Annotated in this window: 19 protein-coding genes; 5 read left to right on the plus strand and 14 right to left on the minus strand. The window is 34.5% G+C overall.

Annotation, left to right across the window (positions count from 1 at the left end; translation table 11 throughout):
- Positions 1-196: 196 nt before the first annotated feature.
- On the minus strand, positions 197-895 hold the full coding sequence (locus tag QM810_RS03435; protein WP_024054207.1) for a GntR family transcriptional regulator: 699 nt from the start codon (positions 893-895) through the stop codon (positions 197-199).
- 140 nt (positions 896-1,035) lie between these two features.
- On the opposite strand from QM810_RS03435, the gene guaA reads away from it, so the two are divergent.
- Positions 1,036-2,598 (plus strand): glutamine-hydrolyzing GMP synthase, encoded by a 1,563-nt coding sequence (gene guaA, locus QM810_RS03440; protein ID WP_414253862.1) that lies wholly within the window; start codon positions 1,036-1,038, stop codon positions 2,596-2,598.
- A 92-nt stretch (positions 2,599-2,690) separates the two neighbouring features.
- On the opposite strand, the gene QM810_RS03445 is transcribed toward guaA, so the two are convergent.
- The 5 genes from QM810_RS03445 to QM810_RS03465 form a co-directional block, all read right to left on the minus strand.
- Complete coding sequence (locus QM810_RS03445) at positions 2,691-2,900, minus strand: hypothetical protein (RefSeq protein WP_414253863.1); 210 nt, start codon at positions 2,898-2,900, stop codon at positions 2,691-2,693.
- Positions 2,901-2,990: 90 nt separating this feature from the next.
- Positions 2,991-4,181 carry a tyrosine-type recombinase/integrase gene (locus tag QM810_RS03450; protein ID WP_414253864.1) on the minus strand — a complete coding sequence of 397 codons (1,191 nt, stop codon included), beginning with the start codon at positions 4,179-4,181 and terminating at the stop codon, positions 2,991-2,993.
- Positions 4,174-4,392: a DUF3173 family protein gene (locus QM810_RS03455; RefSeq protein ID WP_049519936.1), complete on the minus strand. Its 219-nt coding sequence runs from the start codon at positions 4,390-4,392 to the stop codon at positions 4,174-4,176. Before QM810_RS03455 ends, QM810_RS03450 begins: the two co-directional genes overlap by 8 nt.
- Before the next feature lie 224 nt (positions 4,393-4,616).
- Positions 4,617-5,678, minus strand: a complete 1,062-nt coding sequence (locus QM810_RS03460; protein WP_414253865.1) for a replication initiation factor domain-containing protein — start codon at positions 5,676-5,678, stop codon at positions 4,617-4,619.
- Positions 5,665-6,087, minus strand: coding sequence for a hypothetical protein (locus QM810_RS03465; RefSeq protein ID WP_414253866.1), 423 nt, complete (start codon positions 6,085-6,087; stop codon positions 5,665-5,667). The genes QM810_RS03460 and QM810_RS03465 overlap by 14 nt, the downstream gene beginning before the upstream one ends.
- A gap of 654 nt (positions 6,088-6,741) precedes the next feature.
- On the opposite strand from QM810_RS03465, the gene QM810_RS03470 reads away from it, so the two are divergent.
- Positions 6,742-7,281, plus strand: coding sequence for a helix-turn-helix domain-containing protein (locus QM810_RS03470; protein WP_414253867.1), 540 nt, complete (start codon positions 6,742-6,744; stop codon positions 7,279-7,281).
- 524 nt (positions 7,282-7,805) lie between these two features.
- Here QM810_RS03470 and QM810_RS03475 read toward each other — a convergent pair.
- Both QM810_RS03475 and QM810_RS03480 read right to left on the minus strand, forming a co-directional pair.
- Positions 7,806-8,075 carry a hypothetical protein gene (locus QM810_RS03475; protein ID WP_025170358.1) on the minus strand — a complete coding sequence of 90 codons (270 nt, stop codon included), beginning with the start codon at positions 8,073-8,075 and terminating at the stop codon, positions 7,806-7,808.
- 21 nt (positions 8,076-8,096) lie between these two features.
- The gene (locus QM810_RS03480) at positions 8,097-8,513 is read right to left on the minus strand and encodes a hypothetical protein (RefSeq protein WP_414253868.1); all 417 of its coding nucleotides are present in this window, start codon (positions 8,511-8,513) and stop codon (positions 8,097-8,099) included.
- A 132-nt stretch (positions 8,514-8,645) separates the two neighbouring features.
- On the opposite strand from QM810_RS03480, the gene QM810_RS03485 reads away from it, so the two are divergent.
- Entirely contained in the window at positions 8,646-10,454 is a 1,809-nt protein-coding gene (locus tag QM810_RS03485; protein ID WP_414253869.1) for a DUF262 domain-containing protein, read from the plus strand.
- A gap of 506 nt (positions 10,455-10,960) precedes the next feature.
- On the opposite strand, the gene QM810_RS03490 is transcribed toward QM810_RS03485, so the two are convergent.
- The 3 genes from QM810_RS03490 to QM810_RS03500 all read right to left on the minus strand — a co-directional run bounded on the left by QM810_RS03490 (position 10,961) and on the right by QM810_RS03500 (position 16,982).
- A complete protein-coding gene (locus tag QM810_RS03490) occupies positions 10,961-11,536 on the minus strand; it encodes a hypothetical protein (RefSeq protein ID WP_414253870.1) in 576 nt (191 codons plus the stop codon).
- A 299-nt stretch (positions 11,537-11,835) separates the two neighbouring features.
- On the minus strand, positions 11,836-15,084 hold the full coding sequence (locus QM810_RS03495; protein ID WP_414253871.1) for a DEAD/DEAH box helicase family protein: 3,249 nt from the start codon (positions 15,082-15,084) through the stop codon (positions 11,836-11,838).
- Positions 15,081-16,982 carry an Eco57I restriction-modification methylase domain-containing protein gene (locus tag QM810_RS03500; RefSeq protein WP_414253872.1) on the minus strand — a complete coding sequence of 634 codons (1,902 nt, stop codon included), beginning with the start codon at positions 16,980-16,982 and terminating at the stop codon, positions 15,081-15,083. Before QM810_RS03500 ends, QM810_RS03495 begins: the two co-directional genes overlap by 4 nt.
- A gap of 923 nt (positions 16,983-17,905) precedes the next feature.
- Here QM810_RS03500 and QM810_RS03505 point away from each other — a divergent pair.
- Together QM810_RS03505 and QM810_RS03510 are read left to right on the plus strand one after the other, a co-directional pair.
- Positions 17,906-18,088 (plus strand): 4-hydroxy-3-methylbut-2-enyl diphosphate reductase, encoded by a 183-nt coding sequence (locus QM810_RS03505; RefSeq protein ID WP_214261639.1) that lies wholly within the window; start codon positions 17,906-17,908, stop codon positions 18,086-18,088.
- 66 nt (positions 18,089-18,154) lie between these two features.
- Positions 18,155-18,382 carry a 16S rRNA processing protein RimM gene (locus QM810_RS03510; protein WP_414253873.1) on the plus strand — a complete coding sequence of 76 codons (228 nt, stop codon included), beginning with the start codon at positions 18,155-18,157 and terminating at the stop codon, positions 18,380-18,382.
- A 173-nt stretch (positions 18,383-18,555) separates the two neighbouring features.
- Here the strand turns inward: QM810_RS03510 and pezT are convergent, their stop codons facing one another.
- The 3 genes from pezT to QM810_RS03525 all read right to left on the minus strand — a co-directional run bounded on the left by pezT (position 18,556) and on the right by QM810_RS03525 (position 21,429).
- Complete coding sequence (gene pezT / locus QM810_RS03515) at positions 18,556-19,323, minus strand: type II toxin-antitoxin system toxin PezT (RefSeq protein ID WP_414253874.1); 768 nt, start codon at positions 19,321-19,323, stop codon at positions 18,556-18,558.
- Positions 19,323-19,799 carry a type II toxin-antitoxin system antitoxin PezA gene (gene pezA, locus QM810_RS03520; protein WP_414253875.1) on the minus strand — a complete coding sequence of 159 codons (477 nt, stop codon included), beginning with the start codon at positions 19,797-19,799 and terminating at the stop codon, positions 19,323-19,325. The genes pezT and pezA overlap by 1 nt, the downstream gene beginning before the upstream one ends.
- Before the next feature lie 250 nt (positions 19,800-20,049).
- Complete coding sequence (locus QM810_RS03525; RefSeq protein ID WP_414253876.1) at positions 20,050-21,429, minus strand: VWA domain-containing protein; 1,380 nt, start codon at positions 21,427-21,429, stop codon at positions 20,050-20,052.
- Between the last annotated feature and the right edge of the window lie 175 nt (positions 21,430-21,604).

The raw sequence follows: 21,604 nt of genomic DNA on the forward strand, positions 1-21,604 counted from the left end.
GAACTGGTAGGAAGAGTATTTACAATCAATCCCACCACCTTATCGGGACCATATAACCTAACTATTATAACACGAAACTTTGAAAAATACTCGTATGATTACTATTTTTCTTCATAGGAAAATATTTTCTAATCTGAAGCAAATTAAAAACTCTTAAAGTAAGAGGGATTTCCTACTTCAAGAGGGATGTTATAAACTAATTATTTTCTAGATAAAATTCAAACCGTTCTCCGACGTATTGACTCTTTACATACTCAAAAGCCGTTCCGTCATCAAAGTAAGAAACCTGAGTCAATCCTAAAATAGCATGCCCTTTTTCAACTTCTAAGTAATGAGCTATCTTTTCTTTGGCTAGTCGAGCATAGATGGTCTGATGAGACTTACCGATTCGATAACCATGTTCTTGCAAGGTTTGAAAGAAGTGCTTGGTTACTTCTTCTTTTTTGAAATTTTTGATAAATTTCTCAGGAATCGACGCCACTTCATAGACAACAGGGACTTTGTCGGCATAGCGAACACGCTCCATACGAATGATGTTATCAGTTGGCAGTAAACCAAGTTTAGCCACTTCTTGCTCATTTGGAATGGTTCGACGATAAGAAATCAAGTGACTAGACGGAGTTTTCCCTTGAGCTTTCACAATCTCGGTGAAACTGGTTGTTCCACGCATTCTTTCCTGAACACGTGTGCTTGAAACAAAGGTCCCACTACCTACACGTCGTTCCAAAACCCCTTCTTCAACCAAAAGAGAGATTGCTTGACGCAGGGTCATGCGGCTAACGGCAAATTCTTCTGCTAAATCTCGTTCACTAGGAAGTCTTTCTCCAATTTTCCAACTTCCCTCGTCAATGTCTTTCTTGATTTGGTCGTGGATTTTCATATAAGCTGGTAACATGCTTGATCACTTCTTTTCTTTATTTTTTCCATTGTACCGTAACTCATAGGGAAAAGTCAAACCGCACTTGTTTAGTTGGTAATTCTAACCCTTTTATGATAGAATATTCAAGAAGATATTTCTTTTAAGAAAGGGAAAAGATGAGCAACATTTCAACTGATTTGCAAGATGTCGAAAAGATCATCGTACTGGACTATGGTAGCCAGTACAACCAACTCATCTCACGTCGTATCCGTGAGATTGGTGTCTTTTCAGAACTAAAAAGTCACAAGATTTCGGCTGACGAAGTCCGTGCTATCAATCCTATCGGGATTGTACTTTCAGGTGGTCCAAACTCTGTTTACGAAGAAGGATCGTTTGATATTGATCCAGAAATTTTTGAACTTGGAATTCCGATTTTGGGAATCTGTTATGGTATGCAGCTATTGACTCACAAGCTTGGAGGAAAAGTTGTTCCTGCAGGTGACGCTGGTAACCGTGAATACGGTCAATCAAAATTGACTCACACAGAATCTGCTCTTTTTGCTGGAACTCCAGAAGAACAACTTGTCTTGATGAGCCACGGAGATGCTGTTACAGAAATTCCTGCTGATTTCATTCGTACTGGTACATCAGCTGACTGTCCTTATGCTTCAATCGAAAATCCAGACAAGAAAATCTATGGTATCCAATTCCACCCAGAGGTTCGTCATTCAGTTCACGGCTATGATATCCTTCGTAACTTTGCCTTGAACATCTGTGGTGCCAAAGGTGACTGGACTATGGATAACTTTATCGAGATGCAAATCAAACAAATCCGTGAAAAGGTGGGAGACAAACGTGTTCTCCTTGGTCTTTCAGGTGGTGTTGACTCTTCTGTTGTTGGGGTTCTCCTCCAAAAAGCCATCGGCGATCAATTGATCTGTATCTTTGTAGACCACGGTCTTCTCCGTAAAGGTGAAGCTGACCAAGTCATGGATATGCTTGGTGGTAAGTTTGGTTTGAACATCGTTAAAGCAGACGCTGCCAAACGTTTCTTGGATAAACTTGCTGGTGTGTCTGATCCAGAGCAAAAACGTAAAATCATCGGTAACGAGTTTGTTTATGTCTTTGATGATGAAGCAAGCAAACTAAAAGACGTGAAATTCTTGGCGCAAGGAACTCTCTATACTGACGTGATCGAGTCTGGTACCGATACTGCTCAAACTATCAAGTCTCACCACAATGTGGGTGGACTTCCAGAAGACATGCAGTTTGAACTGATCGAGCCACTGAACACTCTTTATAAAGATGAAGTTCGTGCACTTGGTACTGAGCTTGGTATGCCAGACCACATCGTATGGCGCCAACCATTCCCAGGACCAGGTCTTGCCATCCGTGTTATGGGAGAAATCACTGAAGAAAAACTCGAAACCGTTCGTGAATCAGACGCTATCCTCCGTGAAGAAATCGCCAAAGCTGGTCTTGACCGGGATATCTGGCAATACTTCACTGTCAACACAGGCGTTCGTTCCGTGGGTGTTATGGGTGACGGCCGTACCTATGACTACACAATCGCCATCCGTGCTATCACTTCTATCGATGGAATGACAGCTGACTTTGCGAAGATTCCATGGGAAGTCCTCCAAAAAATCTCAGTTCGTATCGTAAACGAAGTTGACCACGTTAACCGCATCGTCTACGATATTACAAGTAAACCACCTGCAACTGTAGAGTGGGAATAGAGTTAATTAGTTAAAAAAAGCCTAGAAATCAATCTTTCTAAGGCTTTTTATTTTACTTTAACAACAATTTAACAACAAAGCTATAATTTTTCCTATAAATCATACTTATCTTTAATCTGTTTTTGAATATGTGGTTTTAAATGCCATATTTCATGACCGTCATCATTTGTTTCTACATATTCATAACTTTTAAGGAATTCTTCTTCACTTACATACTCTCCATCATCAAACATTTTTTCTAAATCGCTGATAGACTTTAAATATCGAACGTGATTTTGTTTTAATTGAACATCTTTCATCATAGAACCCCCTTGTATATGAATTATAACTAATAATACGGTAAACTTCAATAGTTTACCGTAGGAATCAAAAGTTTAATCAGACAGACTTTGCTAGTCAGATAAAACTTTAGATTGAAAATTTTTAGTATGCTGATTGCCATTAAATTTACTTTTTCTGATATTATTATCACTCACCACTACTTTTCCAGTCATTCTAGTTGCCACTTCTTTCATTGCATTTGGTCTTAAATGAGAGTACGTTCCAAGTGTGGTCTTAATATCAGCATGTCCTAGACGATTTTGCATTTCTAAATCATTCATTCCTAGAGAGAGCATAAAGCTGGCATGAGAGTGCCTTAAATCGTGGATCCTGATTGATTTTATTTTTGCGTAATCACTATGAGATTTTAGAACACGTTTAAGAGTTGATTTTACCAACGGACTATCTGCTATCGAAAATACAAATTTACATTCTCCTATCTGAGATTGTGCTTTCTTCCAATATTTCAAATGTTCCAATGTATCATCATCAAGATATAAAAGCCTTACACCTGATATAGATTTTGTATCGGTAAGATACCACTCTTTTTGGCTTTTATAATACATTGAACAGTCTATTAAAACAGTACCTTTTTCAAAATCTATTTTCGACCATTCAATAGCTTGTAATTCACTTGTTCTAACTCCAGTCATAAAGAAAAACCAAAATGTAGTAAAGTACAATAATTCATAGATATTAGATTTATCAAATGTACTAATGAATAGCTGAAATTCTTCCACCGTCCAAAAATCAACTTTAGGACGGTCTTTTTTTACGTTTCCTACCGTTTTAGCAACATTACTTGATAACATACCTAGTTTAACTGCTAAATCAAAGATTTGTTGTAAGATTTGATGAACAGAACGAATATAATTATTAGACAATTCCTCTATAAACATTGAATTTTGCCATTGCTTAACATGAGGTGCTTGAATATCCGATAACTTCATATTCTCAAAATATGACAGTCTTTTAAATTTTGATTGTGTCATATCAAAAGTACGTTTTCTTACTTGGCTTTTATAGTCTGGTATAAAATAATCATCAAGAAACTTTTTAAAAGTCATTGTACTATTAACGGTTATAGAACCTTTACCAAAATCAGCAAGCATACGTAAGCGCCACTCTTGAGCTTCCTTTTGCGTTTTAAAGCCATTCTTAAACTTTTGTATCCTTTTGCCAGTCTGAACATCAAAACCTAGAGAAACAGTCGCTCTATACGTGCCATTACTCATAGGGTAAATACTAGGTATTTTAGGCATTTTCTTTTACTTCCATATCTACTAGACTTGCTTCATCTATTTTTACACCTAAAATTTCTTCTACCGTCTCAAGTGGCACACGTCCTAAGCCTTTACTTTCATACCATGTTAGACCTTGACTAGCTAATTTTGCTTTAGCCTGTTTTACTAACATCATAGCTTGCCAACTTGAAAAACCTAATTTCATTAAATCTTTTTTTACAACAAACATACTTTTTCCCCTTTCTTTATGATATAATTATTTTGGTTTTTTATTTTGATGTGTGATGAATTTTCACGCATCTTTTTTTTGCATTTAGTCCATAAATCTTTATCATTCATGAACATATATATATTATCCAGTTCCTGACTTACCAACAAACTTTTTCCGATTCGTATTATACAAAAATCTAACTCTAATCTTTTGTCAAAGAAAATAACAATTTTTTAGCCATTTTATTTCCCCCATGAAAAACTGTTATTTTGCTCAACGGAAAATTCTTTGACTTCTGTATAATCTTTATCATTCATTTTTTCAAGACCAAGAGCTAACAGATAATTTATATATGCATTTGCAGATTCTACCCCTTGAGAACTCTCATAAGCCTTATAAACCTTTGAAAGTGTTCGAGCAACTTGAGTTTCTAGAAATTCTTTTGACTTAAGCAAAGTGGTCTCTTCTCTTACTGTTTTCAATTTTGTACGCTCCTTTGTTTGAATATATTCATTCCACCATGAAACAGTATCCCTTCTTGATTTTTTTGTATCTATCGAGTATTTATCCGATAAAACAAATCGATAATGGCTGGCTAATACAGAGAAAAACAAATCTTTCAATGGTTTCTTCATAGCCATATTTTGAGCAAATAACACAGCCTTATCTCCAAATAATCTAAGCTCCGAACGAATCCATGAATCAATTCCTATGTCGCTTGCTTTCTCTCCTTGTTCCATCAGCTTATTATACACTCCCCACTGTTGCGAGTTACTCCCTTTTCTCCCAATATTTATTGTTTCTCCAACGATTTCACCATCTTCAAGTCTGCCAGTTTCATGATACTCATATTTTTTTGAATAGCTAATACATAAACCTTGTTTGCAATATTCGTAAATTTTCTGAACTGATAAACTTCCATCATAAATATCATTTGCTACATCTAGCCTTGTAAAATGAGCACAATCATTTAGATACCTACTTATTAAAGCGCTCCAGTTATTACCTGAACCGTCCATAAATTGTTCATATTGCCTACATCCTTGCCCTCTCATTTCGGTAAAAATTCCCATTCCATAATTCATTGAATTATCATCATTAAGAGAGAAATAAACCTTAATATCTGCATAAGCAAAATGGTGATTATACCGGTTTGTACCGTACAACTCAAGGACAAAATCATTAAAATTTAATTTTAATAGTTCTTCAATTACATACTTACAAGATTTCATATAGTCCACATCATCAACCGGTTTAACTGTATTAGCAAACCAGTCAATAGTGACCGTATTACACCTCTTCAAATTCTCTCACCTCTAATTTAATACCATCAAAGCATTGTCTTGAACCGTTCCATTTTGGTTTAATAGCATAATCTGTCAGAGTGATAAAACGAGTTACACCTTTTTCTTTGAACATTTTGACTTTTTCAAGATCGCCTGAAATCTCAAATACAAAGTCCTTCAATTCTTCAATCTCGGAAACCATACCTTTTTCTTCTAAGAATTGAGCCAATTCTCCATCTTTAGAATAAGCTGTGTAACGTTCAATTTTATCAGTTTTTGTACTTTCTCCGTTAATTTCAACATATTCATATTTTTCTCTAGCTTTTGAGAAATCTACTCTTAGTACTTCCGGTATCTCAAATTGCTCTTTGTCGAATTCAAATTCACCTTTAATAAATTGTGTTGAAGTTATTTTAAATTTTTCCATTTTTATATTTCCTTATCTATATGTTTGATAAAATTTCACAATCTTTTTTCACTTGCTTAAATATCCTTGTCTTTCGGCAAAAGACATCAAATAGGCTCTATTCCCTTGTGGCTCTAAGCACCAATACGATTTCGTTCAATAAAATGCACTCCGTACCTACTCTCCCAAGGGTTTGAAGGCTCTTCAATGTCTTTTAGACCTACCTATTAGAGATTGTAGGTCTATTTTCTACTAAAAGTTTGTGAAATATCCTATGTTACTGATAGGTGACTAGTACACGCTGGTACACGCTAGTACACGCAGTCGCTGGCTCACGCTTTCGCTCCTACTACTAGCTACCAGCTACTAGTAACCTATCCTTAGTTGCTAGTGAGCGCTAGTGAGCGCTGGCGTCCGCAGTCGCTGGCATTCTGCTTTCGCTCCTGCTACCAGCTACTAGCTACTAGCAACAAGAAACTGAATTTACTAAGATTCTAGTCTTTGAGGAACTTTCTTCAAAGACTTTATTATACAATCATAGGCTATGTACCTCTCTTCTTGTCAAACATTGTATAGTTTGGTATAATTTGAATATACCTACAAGGTATGTTTTAATTATATACCTAGCAGGTATATTTGTCAACCGTGAACTTAAATTTTTTTGAGGTAAATTATATGGCATTAAACAATATTGTATTAAAAGAGTTGCGTAAAGAAAAAAAACTAACTCAAACTGAATTAGCAACTAAATTAAATATAAGTCAGAAATCTTATAGTAATTGGGAAAGTGGTAAGGCAGAACCTACTTTAGATAACATTATAAAATTAGCCAACATACTAGATACAACCACTGACGAATTATTAGGACGCAAGGTAAATTTTGGAGATAGAATTTTAAATCAAAAATATAAGTATGATTTAAGTGTCCTAAAAGAGTCCAATATACAAAGCCTTTATGATTTAAAAATGACTTTAGCATTTGAATTATTAGATGAATCTTTAAATCCAGCAAAACTTAAAGAAATACTGCTGGAGAAAAATAAACTTGATAAAGACGAAGAGTTAATTTTAGATACTATACTAGTTGAAGCCAAAGAATTTGCTGATGATATTATTGAATTTGAAAAGTTCAAAAAGTCTAATCGAAGATTCAAATGGCCTTGGCAAAAAGATAACAACAATTTAACAACAAAAGACTCAAATAATGTCAAATAGTACTAATTGATTGTATTATCAATCACTATTAAATCAACTATCCTAAACAGTCAATATCTGACTTTTAGTGAGTGGGAATGATTTATAAACATGATTTGAAGTGAAATGGTTGTTTTAACAGCACTTTAGGTTATTATAAAAGGTTAAAAATCAATCAAAATTGATTGGTTCCCCACCAAAAACCCCACCAGAAATTATTCTGATGGGATTTTTTTATATTAAATTTTATTCTTCTATTATTTGATGCTTTACTGACTTTCTTAAGACCTAGTTTTGAAAAAATAGTTCACAGTTATTTTAAAAACAGTGTAAAACCATGTTTTCTTAGGACTAATTTTACTTATTAATTTTATAAAATTGAATCAATATTTTTATAATAGAGGAATAGTTTAGTTCTGTTTTAATCAACTATTGTATCTATCAATACGATTATAAAAGGAATCATTAGTATTCTTGAAAAAGGTAGAGATTAAAATACCATATAAATTTAACAAATTCTTTATTATACAATAATATTAACGAAATTATCCAAACCAAGTCCGATGCATTGCTTCAAGAAATTCTTTAGTTATTGGGAATCCAGAGCTTGCACCAATTACAGAATCAATACCACAATATGGGCATAAAGCAGTTCCTCTGTAGTCTATTTTCGTGTCTTCCACTATCCAATCATCAATTTCAAGTGGAGAAAAAATTTGCTTACAATAAAAACAACCACAAATTTTATCCTTTTCCAACTCAGGCTTATTATTACTAGAATATGCGTGAGCTAAGCGGTAATCCTGTTTATTCAAAATCTTTCTCCTTTCTCTTTTCTATGATTTAGTCGGAACAATCGTGAGGTCGCTGTGATCATTTAAAAAACTATACATTGGTACTCCAAAACCATCTTCCGATATATTCTCACATAGAGTTTTTACAAAGAATTCAATCCATTCACTAGAAGGTTCCACAGCATCATCAGTCTGAGGAGTGAACCACATTTGAGGAATAAGTTCCATTGTGTCTAAATCAAATGCAATTCCAATCATCATATCATAGAAATCAAAGGAAGCACAAAAAGCACGTATATTATCGCTAATTTTATCAATTCCTAATTCAGGAGGTATTTCCGTCATTGTAATCATCATATGACCAGTTATTTCTCCATTTTCCTCTTCAAACTTTTCAAGTATCCCTTGCTCACGGAGGATATTCCCCACTTTGAAGAAAATTTCTTTATCAGCTAACATTATATTATCTCCAGCAATTTGAACTAGCTTTATTATACCATTTATTAACATTGTGTTTTCTTAAAAATATCAATTTTTGTAAAAAATTGATATAATGAGCTATATTATAAACAAATCAAAGGAATTTCTTCTATGACTACATCAATAAATGTTGACAAAAGAAGCGTCAAACAACTCTTAGAGACTGGAAAGAATAAAAGATTTATTATTCCCGAATATCAAAGACCATATGCTTGGTCAGACGAACAAATCCAAGTTTTATTCGATGATTTAACTGAATACACACTCAATACAACCGAAGATGAAAGTAATACTTACTTTCTTGGCACAATAGTTGCATATGAAAATGACAATAAAGAACAGGAAATCATCGATGGTCAACAGCGTATTACAAGCCTCTTGTTGCTATTGAGAGCTATTTACACTAAATTAGAAAGTGGTGGTCCTGAGACTAATTTCTTGAAAAGTCAAATTGAACCAACAATTTGGAAACAAAATCCAACTACAGGAGTAGTTAATTTTGATGAAATCCTTATTAGTTCCCGGGTAATGGGAGAAGAGGGAAATCAAGAATTTGCTAAGATACTAGTCTCTGGAAAAGCAGATGAAAAATCAAATAGCAACTATGCTAAAAATTATAGATTGCTCCAGCAACTAGTTAATGAATATGCTGCAGATAATCCATTGTCCTTTTATAACTTCATCAGTAATATCTTAAATCAAGCTATTCTTCTCCCTATTACAGCCGATAGTCAAGAAACAGCACTAACTATTTTTTCAACTCTAAACGATAGAGGATTAGCATTATCAGATGCCGATATTTTTAAAGCAAAAATTTATAATCACTTGAATTCTAATGAAAAAAAGGAATTTATAGAACTCTGGCAAGAACTAGATGAACAAGCTTCAAATGCTGGTGAAAGTATTCAAAAGTTATTTTACTACTATATGTTTTACTTGAGAGCAAAAGAAAATGATCGTAAGACAACCACCCCTGGTATTAGAAAATATTATGCAAAAAATAATTTCGAAAAACTGTACTCACAAGATTTAATGCAAAACTTAAATGCCATTTTAAATTTGTGGATAGTGATAAATAATAGAGTCTCACTAGAAAATGAAAAATGGTCCGAAAATATGGAAATAAAACAAATTTTGGATGCTCTGGCCTCTTATCCTAATGAGTTCTGGAAATATCCTGTTGTCATTTACTATTTACACTATCATCATAAAGACACATTTGAAGAGGATTTTCTTATTTTTGTGAAGAGATTATTAGCAGTTCTTTCTGCAAAATATATCATAACACCAACAATTAATGCCGTAAAAACTGGAATCTTGAATTTAAATGCAGAAATAGTTAACTCATCACAACCCAGATTCAATTTCAGCGAAATCGATGAGAAAGAATTGTCAGATAAAATCAAAAATGCGAATCGTAATACAGTGAAGATGATATTAAATATCATAGCTTACCAACATCAATCGGAATTATTACCAGAAAAATGGGAAATTGAGCATATCCTTCCCCAAAAATGGCAATCAAGTTATTTCCCAACAAATTCAGATTCTGAAATCAAAGAATTAGTTGAACATATTGGTAATAAGATTCCCATTGAAAAGAAGCTCAATATTATCGCAAGTAACGGATACTTTGCTAAGAAAAAAGAAAGCTACAAGAAGTCCAAAGTTGGCATCTTACTTGAATTAAGTCAAAGTAATAACAATTGGGGACTTGATGAAATTAGAGAACGTGATATTCGTATTTCTGATGAATTCGTTAGAATACTGAACGAATGGGGCCTAAACCAATCTGAATCTGATACAGAAGAATTGTTAACATTTATCCCAGAAGAACGATATTCTGACTATCTTGATTTTATAAAGCTTTTCAAAATGGAAGATTCAAATGAATCAAGAGAAAAATTCTTGAGTATCTAGAAAATCAACAAAGCACTTTATCCGGTAACACATGTTATGTTACTATCAACTAAAGTGCTTTTTATATATATTCAGCAACAATTATTAATATGTTTATCTATTTGTGTCTACTCCTACATTAAAAAAGTTTTTACAAAATTTAACTTATACACATAGATACTCTAATACAGCAGAATTTTGCAACGATTCTTAAAATGGATACAGACAAAGCTGAGACTGAAAAAAATTTAAAAGTTATTTTAAAAAATTTTTCCTTTACCTCTAGATAAAAATATGCAATCTTTCTTAAAACCTATTTTGAAAAGCATGTGTTTCACTTGAACTAATAATTGCATAATCCCTCGTTTTCTTCAAACTAACTCTACTATTTTTTCCACCACTTCGTATTCTGATAAATCATTTATAATTGAAAAAATATGATTTGAATGAAAATACTTGTTTAAAAATTATTTTCAGAAATTAGAATAGAAACTTTTTTAGCATCTCAAATTATAAAATTAAAATAACTAAATTACTTCTGAACTATATATGTTCTTTTGTACTTTAAGATACTCTTTTAGATTAATAATTTTGTCGTTATGATTAGTTTTTCTTTTAGTTTCTTTATGATATACATAGTTGTTTGCTTCAGCAAACTGCTCTGTATAAGCCTTAACCAATTCAAATAATTCATCAAGAGAGGTATCTAATTCTAATTTCTTTAGCTGAGATTCATTTTTATTTAAGAAATTTAAAAACTTATCAATATCTTTCTCAGTCAATTCTCCTTTTTGAGCCGTAATTAAATACTGAGTTAACCTCTTTATTAGAGATTTTGATACACTATTCATCTGAATACTACGATAGCCGTAATAACCAACTCCTCCTACAGCTAAAACTCCTGCACCTATTAGTCCAACTTTTATAGCCTTATTGCCGATTAATTTATTTGCAGTATCTTTAGAAAAATCTACAGCTTTGAGATGCTTAATAATCTGTCCCTTATTATTTCTGATAACAGAACCAAATTGTTTGTATATACCTGATTCTAAGCCCTTTTGAATATCTTTGGGTATAACTAAATTAATATTATTAATAACCATAATAAAAACTCCCTTATATAAACTTCTCTTAAATTATACCATCAACAATGACTATTTGACACTAAAATAATATTTTAATTTAGTAAATGTAAAATTACTTAAATATTGTGTAACTAAGATAATAGACTTCGATAAAATGAAAATAAATATTTATATTTTCTGCTTCTGTTTTATTCTACCTAAACAATATTTCAAAAGAGGTCAAGTTAAAACTTGACCTCTTTTTCTATTCACTTCATGTTTTAAATACGAAAAACCTTAGCTCAATTTCGTAGTTTTAATTACAATCAACTAGAATCCTACCCAAAATATTTATCCACCAATTCCTGAATCCTACCTTCTTTAGCAGCTGGAATGGTATCTTCTAAAACAAAGTTTTTTCTACTGATATCTTGAGAGAGATTTCCAAAGATAAAATTCGTCGAAATGTTATAGATAATCTCTGAAGGCGCAAATCCATAAACTTGATTTTCTAGGATATGTTTTAAGCGTTCTTCAGGATTTGGAAATACATCTTTTAAGCCATTACTATTGTATAGTCGCTTAACAAGTTCAGCAATATAGAGACCTGACTTCATGTACAAATCAATAAATGTCTTAAATGGGTCATCAAAGATTCCTGGGTTCTCTTTTTCAAGCTCATCTACCATTCTCTTCACCACACGTTTGGGAGTGAAAATCTGATTAGTTTTCTGTGGTGGAATATAATCAAAAATATCTTCTTTCTGATCTTTAAAATAATCTGCCAACTCCTCTTTCTTGCGAAGAAATTCTTGGATGGCTTCATCAAATGTTGCTCGATCAAAGAGATGTCCTGCAAAATCCTGTCCACCATCTCTCAAATAACGAAATTGGTCAATCGTAATTCCCGTTACTTCATAAAAAACATGCTCGGGAACAAAGGTGTCAAAATTATCAAGCGTTAGGGAATGATCACCATAAGCCATGATAAAGCTAGGGATTGTTCTCGCAAAGCCACGAAGGTGATCCCGGATTTCATCTTGAGCAGTTTGTTTCAACTGTTCAACACGTTTGACCTCAACCTGCTCGATAAACTTCTCAGGCATCTTTTCCACTTCTTTTTTGAGTGTTTGTTCTAGTTTTTCTTTATGAATGAGATTATTTTCTTCTATTCGTTTTTCAAGAACTTCTTGAATCTTATCTTTCTGCTCCTTATCATTTACTTCCTTGAGCTGTTGCTGCACCTCTTCCTTGATATGAGCTTCAGTAATTTTACGTTCTATCTCATTTTTTCGAACTTCATTCTCAAATGTTACTGCAATTTGCTTCTTGATGTGGTCTGTTTCCCGAGTTTTCAGATCATATCCAGCTTTCAATTCTTCTACAATTACCGTAGATACTGTCTGGCTCAAGTCATTAATTAGTTGTTTTTGAGTTTTGTCCTCATCTTTTGTGACTAATTCAACAACAGACTGTCCAAGTCCATAAATTTTTTCGCCGAACATTCGAGCTTGTTGATTGACCACGATTTCATGGTCAACAACTGCATTGCCCTCATCATCCACTGTAACATCTGAAAAATCTAGTAAATCAGAAGGTGTTTGTAACTTCCCTTCCTTTTCAACTGGTAGTTCATTTAAGATGTCTAGAACTGTTTGACTGGCTTGGAAGATTCCACTTATGTTATCAAATAAGAGATTGGACATAAAGCCTCGTTTGAGGACTTCTCTAGCTTTTATCTGACGAGGTATAGTGAGGACCGCCTTGGCATCAATTTCAACCATCTTACCTGCACGGTCTTCTGCTATCACAGGGAAAAAATTTAGTAATTCTCTAATATTTTCTTCACGAGTTGCGGAAGTTCCTCCACCTCCAGCAGTTGCAAGTGATAAGTTGTTTGCAAACTCATCAAAGAGAATCAAGGTTCTTTCTGGCGCAAAATCAAATACATAAGCTCTTTCTTTACGGAAGTGATTCCCTTTGCTATCGCTCCATGAGTATGGGTTTTGAGCGCGGAAGGCTGCCTGCATATAAAGGGCTGGTGATTTCAAGTTTGATAACATCAATACGCCTGTCCATTCAGGGATCGTCACACCTGTCGTCAACTGACCGACGGATAGGGTAATGGTCTTGTCATTCTCTGCTATCGCTTTTCTAACCAAGTCTAAGGATTTCAGTGTGACCTTATCGTCTTCCTCTGACATACGCCCGTCACCAGCAGCTAGAACAATCTTGTAGTTCTCATAGATGGGATGTTCTTCTAGCAGTGCTTTTAAAGCTTTAGCTGAGGCTACACGTTCTAACAACCAAAAAGTATGTTTGAGTTCATTACGAAGTTCTTTGGTTGAAAATGGATACTTTTCATTGCTTGATAAAGTATCTAACCAACTTCTGACATCTTGCTCATGGATGAATTTCCCTTTATCATCTGTTGCGAAAAATTCACTCAAGTCAAAAGCATAGTCGATATTTTCACCATCGAGTTGAGCACCTTTTTCTAACTCTTCACCAATCATCTGAGACATTTGATAGGTAAAGAGATTTAACTGAGGCAAGCTTTCATAAGGATTTTCCTCTTCTTGTTCAGGTGACCAAGTGGATTTGGCAGCCTGTTCATCCGCATAAGACCAGTTGTAGATCTGCTCCTCTGTAAACTCTCCCTTGGCCAATGCCTTAAATGGAGTTCCAGATAGATGCAAGGTAAAGTTTCGACGAATCTTATTAAAGGCTTGGTCTGTCTTAAAGGTATCAACTCCTTCATGAGCCTCATCGATGACCAATAAATCCCAATGTAGGTCTGTCACCCATTTGAGTTTATTGTGCTCTCCACCAAGATAAGCAGAGCCTTTCAAGTCTTGGAGACTGATAAAAGCAAGTTGTCTTACATCGTCATCTAAAATACTAACAAATTCTTTACGTGACAAGGTTGGGCGATTTTTAAGGCTGTCTGACTCTGAAACAAACTTGTAGGTCGTTTGACCTGCTATGAATTTTTCAAAATCATCGTACCATGAGTTGGCAATGGCAGGTCTGTTTGTTACAATCAGAACATTGACAGCATCCATTCGACGAGCTAGATCATAGGTAGATAAGGTTTTACCAAAACGTGGCTTGGCATTCCAGAGGAACTTGCCTCCTGGATGATTCTTGAAATAAGCTAAGGTTTTAGAAACTGCTTCTTCTTGCTCTTGTCGCAGAGTATAGTCCTGTCCTTGGCCAGGCTGATAACCTGACAAATCATGCTGAACAAACTTATCGAAGAGATTTTTAGATTTTTCAGGAGTTCCATTAAAATAGAACCATTCCGTCTTAGGACGACGTTCCACATCATGGAAAGAAAGGAAATGGTGGAAATCATGGTCCTTAAAAGTCTTTCCCTTATCAGGTTCTTCCGTATAGGCTGCATCCCCAGTCCATAAGACATCTGTATCTATATGAGCAGTATGCGTTTGTTCTTTAATCCGTTGTGTAACATCACGCTCCGTATAACCAATCTTAATCCAGCCCTCATTGCTAGTTACCGTAGGGGTGGTGTAAGCATAGATTTTAGGATGAATCTCTTTCGAGGTTTTAATTTCTACCATCAATCCATCTCCCTTACATGAGTCTCAATAAAGGCAATCTCTTCAGGAGAAAGATTATATTTTTGATAGAGCTGACGGTCAATATCAGCCACTGATTGTGTCCAATCAATGTCCGAATTAACCGTAAAGTCTTGGAGAGGGACTTTAGCCCACTTATCACGTGTATTATCCTGTGTAACTTTTAAGACCGCGAGTAATACTCTAGCGAATTTACTCTTTATATATTTTAAACAGTTTAATGCTTCCTCTTGACTACTAAACTGACCAATCGAAATGTATGTTTCAGTAAAAGCTGAAAGAGGTTCTATAACAAATGGTTCTCCTATCAAAATTACAGAAGTGTTATTATTCGCAATGCCTGTTCCATACGCTTTTGGTAGTATAACTCTCCAACTCTCATGACCTAAAGGTTTATTTATATAATCACTTTGTATATATCTATACACTCGATTGTTTTGATATCTACCATATACCTTAGTATAACTTTCTTTCTTTTCATTAATTGAATCAAAGAAAATTATGTCAGTAAACTTATCAAATGCACCTGTACCAATATCATTTTTATGTCCCTTTGATTGTAAACTTTCAATCTGCGGAAAATCCAAATGTGCTTTTTCTGTTAATCTATAGATACCCCTACCTGAAATAATATTATTCAAAGTTGATGGAGTGTTACTTTCTACTTTCTTTGAAATACTATTTAGCTCTGGATGGCTAGTAAAGGAGCCTATAGGCCCAGTAATTTTATCTTCATTCCTATATAGAATTACAACACCTCCAGAAATACCAACACCCGGAAATACTTTTGATGAGTCTTGCTCATAGAAAACAACCTTTAATTTTTCGTCTTCAAGCATTTTCTTATTCCATTTTTTTGGAGTAGATCCTGCATTAAATAGAAAACGAGCAGGGGTAATAAGTAGATATTTTTTTGAAATCTCTTCAGCTGAGTCATAAAATAAATTATAAATAGCATCATCACGAGCAGATGTTCCACTATCTATCTGATACGGCGGATTTCCTATCACGACATCAAATTTCATTTCACTTTCCTCACTAGATAGGCGCTCAAAACCTATCATCTTGTTCTTTTTCCAGTCTTTGATTTGGGTTTTAGATTCTTCTACTTCTTGGACTTCTAGCTCATCTGAAAACAAGCTTAACTGTTGAGATGGACTTTGTTTAGCCGAGTAAGGACTGATTTTTTCCAATCCATCCATCTGAAAGACATTATAGGATATAATAGTCGCAATTTCTTTCTTCTGTTCCAATGTTGGTTGATTTCCAGTCTTGGCTTGATAGTAGTCCTCAAAGGTCGCTAAAAGATTTTCACGCGCCAAAAGCAGAGAATCCCCTTGGTACTCATATCCATAAGAAGCTCGATAAGCTTTTTTTACAAGTTCATAGAAGGTGACTTCATCTGAGACCTCACGGCTAAGGCGCTGCAATTTTCTATCAACAAAACCAACTCGCTCAGATAATGGAATTTCTTCGCCAGTTACTGTATCATAGCGAGTAACCATATAAGGTGCTTCACCACAGGTAATCTCTAGCCAGCGCACTTGGATATAATCTTCAAGATCTAGAGCTTCAAGTTCAGCTTCCACGTAGCCATTTTGCTTTTCAACTAACCAAGTTGGCGTAAAAACTTCGGCTCTAATCTTGGTGCGGTCTTTTTGCTCATACTTAGACTTTTCTGATCGGGGTTGAATCAAGTTTGCATAAGCTCCTGTCACCCTACTTGGAGTGATGCGGTCACTTGGAGCAAATCCCTTTCCTAACAATTCATAAGAATGAGTCGCCCAAACAATATTTTTCTTGGTCGTTCGATCTTTTAAAAGAATTTTTAATAAATCAGCCGACTCCATAGCCAACTGTTCTTCACTAATATCTATTGCCATAAAGCAACCTTTCTTCTTGTTAATTAGAACTTCTAAAAATACGTACTTTTCATTTATTAATCTACTATATTTTACCACAAAAACACACTGAAATACTTGTCTCAGGGTATTTATTTCATTCTATCGTTTTCGTCTCAGTGAGTCATTTTTTTGTAATAAGTTTTAATCTAGTATGTGGTAGTTGATGAGATACGAAAATCAAGAACAATTGTATACCTAATTATGCAAAAGGTTATAGAACACTTAGCAGATGTAAATGCAGATTGGTTTATAGTTATGTAAAAAGTATACGATTAGTATAAGGTTTTGTATTTAAAAATACTAAAGTTCTACAAAGGCAATGGAAAAACTAAAAGCCCTTAGAAACAAACCTAGGGGCTTTTGTGAGGCAAAAAAGAAGCATGACTCTCCCACAGCTATAAAGCTTTTTGGGCGGGAAAACCACACTTCTTTCGTGACTTAATTATACATCTTCTTGATTTTAAAATCAAATAAAGGTGACCCACCGCCTCCACAGCAAGCTGCTTCATGGGCGTTAGACCACCTTTACCTTAACTTAATTATAGTCTAAATAATTAATCGATGCAAGAATTAAGGGTATACCCTTTTGGGTAGTCAAAACAGTAAAAGGAACTGACTTAGGCGCCGACCTAAAATAGGTCATTGGGTGCCAAACCAGTTCCTTTCTTAATTCAATTATAACTCATTTTGACTTAAAAAACAAATAGAGGTGTCCCACCTCCTACCGCAGAATAATCTGTTTCAAGGGGAGATGGAAAACCTCTATTTGTTAAATTAATTATAACCTAAAAAACATTTAAGTACAAGAATATTGTGGAGTAAAGTAAATGCAAGTTATGGTATAATTAAGGAGAACAGTAACTATAAAACAAAGCGCTTGAATCAAGGGCGGGAGGAACACATTGAGACTATGGGAATATGTAGACAAAAAAGTGCGCCTTGTTTTAGAAGATGGTACCTCCATCACTGGCAAGGTTATAGATTGGTATGACGGCTATGATTTAGATGGTGCTGACGAAATCGTTATAGGTGACCACTCATACCCTGAGAACATTATCAAGGAAATCAAAATTATCAGTGCTTAGTTTGAACTAGGCGCTTTTGCTTGCCTTGCTTGAAAGAAAACACTACGGAAAAGGATTTAGATTTATATGGCAATATTAGATGATTTACAAGCGTTATATGACAATGGTTGGGACGCCTCTTTTGTTTACAAAGGTCAAGATTGTGCTATCTTACCAAATTCTGTTCATGATATTGTAGTGGTTATTGGAGATAAAGAATACCAGGTATCATCATTAAATGAACTGATTTCTTTAAAAATTGGCGATAATTCTTTAATAAATATTATGGATGGAATTGAAGTACAGTATTATTAAAATAAAAAGAACCTATAACAGATGCTATTTACTTGTTTATTAAACACATCACTTTAATTAACCTTTTAGTTACCCTTTATGTTTTCTCTACTTTTTTATAAAATGAACTTTGGTAGAAAACAGGTCAAAAAACAGAGCAGGCTTAGGCCTGTTTTTATATACCTTTTAATTCGTCACTTATCAATTTTCCCCAGTTCTCTCAACCGTTCCTGTCCAAACTTCAACATCTCTTCCTCCACCTTACTCCATTTTCCGAAGAGGCATTCGTGTAGAACTTCTGCTGCTGAGATTTGATCTACTTCCGAATCATAAACACACGATTGGTCTCTTTGATAAATTTGAATTTGATTAAAAATATTGTCATTTTCTAACTCTCGTAAGTTATCAACTAAATGTTCTACAATTCCATCATGGTGTGCTTTGGGAGTCGCTCTAGCTTGACTAGGATCTATGGCGTAGAGCTCCTCATAACGTATCAAAGTACTGAGATAGGACAATTCTGGCTTGGTCGCAATCAGTGCAAGTGAGACTTGATATCCTCTGGTTATCAATAATTGTGCCGTTTTTCTAGGAACTTGTGTTGTTCTCAAGGTGCCCTCGATTAACAAATGATAACCTTGTTTACTCAATTCATCTACGAGATATTCAACCATTTGGCCCGCAAATACTTTGGTATAATCCACACTATCTTTGCCATACTTTTCCTGTAGGCCAAGGTAGTTCGGATGAAAAGAGCGATAACTATCTCCATCAATGATAATGATATTGCCTTGAAATTCCCTTTGTTTCACACGATGAATCGTTGTCTTACCAGCACCACTCTGTCCACCGAGCAAGATAGCCTTGGGCTGAGACGAAGTTGTTTTACCACGAGTTAAAGAACGAAGGAGTCGTTTGGATGCTCGTTCAAAATCATCTTGACTAAATTCTTCTAGTTTCATTAAGCCACCACCAGATGACGAGCTTGTTCTAGCATACGTTCAATGCCATCCAAATAGCCATTATATCGCTCCACATCCTCAAAAGTTGCAACAAGATAAATTTTCGTGTTAATCAAATCAGACAAATCATCACTCATTAGAACCCAAGGATTATTAGCATCATCAAATGCAATTTCTAATTTATCTTGTAAACGATAAAGTTGCGCTAAGATATTCGCCCCTCGTTCTTTAATCACTTCAATTTTCAGAGTTAACTGATAATCTTCTACTGGTGTGAGCATTTTTTCCTCTCCTATAATATCGATATAGGAAACATTAAATTTTTTGCAGATACAATCTATTAATTCTGTCGAAACTCGACTTGTCCCATTTTCATAACGACTCAGACTATTTCTAGAGATACCAACAATCTTTGCAAACTCAGGCTGGGTTAATTTATGTGTTTTACGTAACGTTTTTATATTTTCTCCAATCATGTAACTCCTCCTTTTATTTATTTCTATTATAGCACAAAAAATAAAAACGCACCAAAAATGGTGCGTTTGCTCTTTCGTTTTAGCCGAATGAAATATTCCATCTGTTACATTGATGGCAAACCAATCATCTAAAAAAATGCCTTTATCAAATAATCTACTTAACTATTTTAAAGACAAAATTAGCACAAAAAAACACCTGATAATAGCCTATATAGCTCTACTTCAGGTGTTTTGTGTGTATTAAAGTATCTTATTGTTCTTTAGATTTTCTAGTGCTTGTAGCCAATCCAAAACCTGCGAGCATAATACCTAGACCCAAAAGAGTTTGGTTACTAGAATCATTGCTTCCTGTTTCAGGAAGTTTAGCTGGTGCTGGTTTGTAAGCAGTAGGTTCTGGTTTAGGAGTTACTTTCTGCTCCAAAACTGGCACAGTTGTACGACGTTCCAAGTAGAATTGGTAGCTGTCTTTTGTTACCTTGTACTGACGTCCCTCACTGACTGTTTCCACAATCCATGAAGCTGCATCCTTAGTTAAAGAGTCAGCCAAGTTACGATCAATATCCATTAAACGTCCCTCAGACACAAAATCTTTATAGTTTCGTTGATTATACAAGGTTGTCGCTACGATTCTATCAATACCAGCTTTTTTCAGAGTTGTTAATGTCTCAGCGATAGATGGAATTGACGGATCTTCTTTCATCCTAGCATCTGTTAACAACACCACAAACTTTTTATTTTTTGGTGACTTAGACCAGTCGTAAGTAGAAACAATCTTTGTAAGAGCAGGAGTTGCTGTTTCAGGAGAATCTCCCCCATGTGCAATCTTAATTTTTTCTAAAGCTTTTTCAAGTTCAACTGGATCTGTTGTAAAATAATTCTCACCAAATTTCGTTAGAATTGTATCTTCGTCAGTTTTTCCTAATCGACGTCCGTATACTTCATCACTATATGTAGCTAATCCAAAACGTGCCGCTACTCCATCTTTGGCAAGATTTCTTGCAAACTCATTGACATTTTTACGAACAGTATTAATCGTTGAAGACATAGATCCTGAACGGTCAACAACAAAAACAATATCTGCTTCTCCTGCTTTTTTAACAGTTGGTGGTGTTTTAGTTATTTCCACAGTTGTTGTCTTGTCTACTCGTTCATACTGAGTATAAGAATTTCCATCTTTATCCTTAGCTGCTACAGTATTCTCTTTTGTCGTAGTTACAGGATCTGGAAGTTTTTCCACTTTTTCTGGAGCAATTTCAGTTTTGGTTACCTCAGCTACAGAGGTTTCAATATGGACTTTCTGATTGCCTTCTTGACTTTCTTTTACTTCGACAGCAGATTCTTTCTTTGAGACATCAATCAAATCCCCAGCTTTTGCTTCAGTTTCTTTGACAATAGGTCTTGATTTTTCAGTTGCAATTTCTGCTTTAGCCTCCTCAATAGGCGATTTGACTTCTTCAACTACTTTTGGTGCCTCAGTTACCTTAGTAATTTCACTTGACGAAACTTTACTAGTTTCATCAGCAGAAACTTGTCCAAGTTGTGCAAAAGCAAAGAGGATAGCCACAGATGCCAATCCAACTTTCATTTTACGAAACGAAAAACGTTCTTGCTTAAACATTCCTTTTGCCATAATGACCTCTTTTCTTTAACAGATTTAATATTTTTTAAAAATCTGTTTTTTTTTAGAATAACATAAATTAAGAATGTTTTCAAATATTTTCTGGAATCAAAATTTTGATTAAAAATCCTATAGCATCAGTCTCTATGACATTTTTTTGCTATTCAAATTAATTAGCGATTCTTAC

It is taken from the genome of Streptococcus infantis (assembly GCF_047464155.1).
Taxonomy (GTDB): domain Bacteria; phylum Bacillota; class Bacilli; order Lactobacillales; family Streptococcaceae; genus Streptococcus; species Streptococcus infantis_U.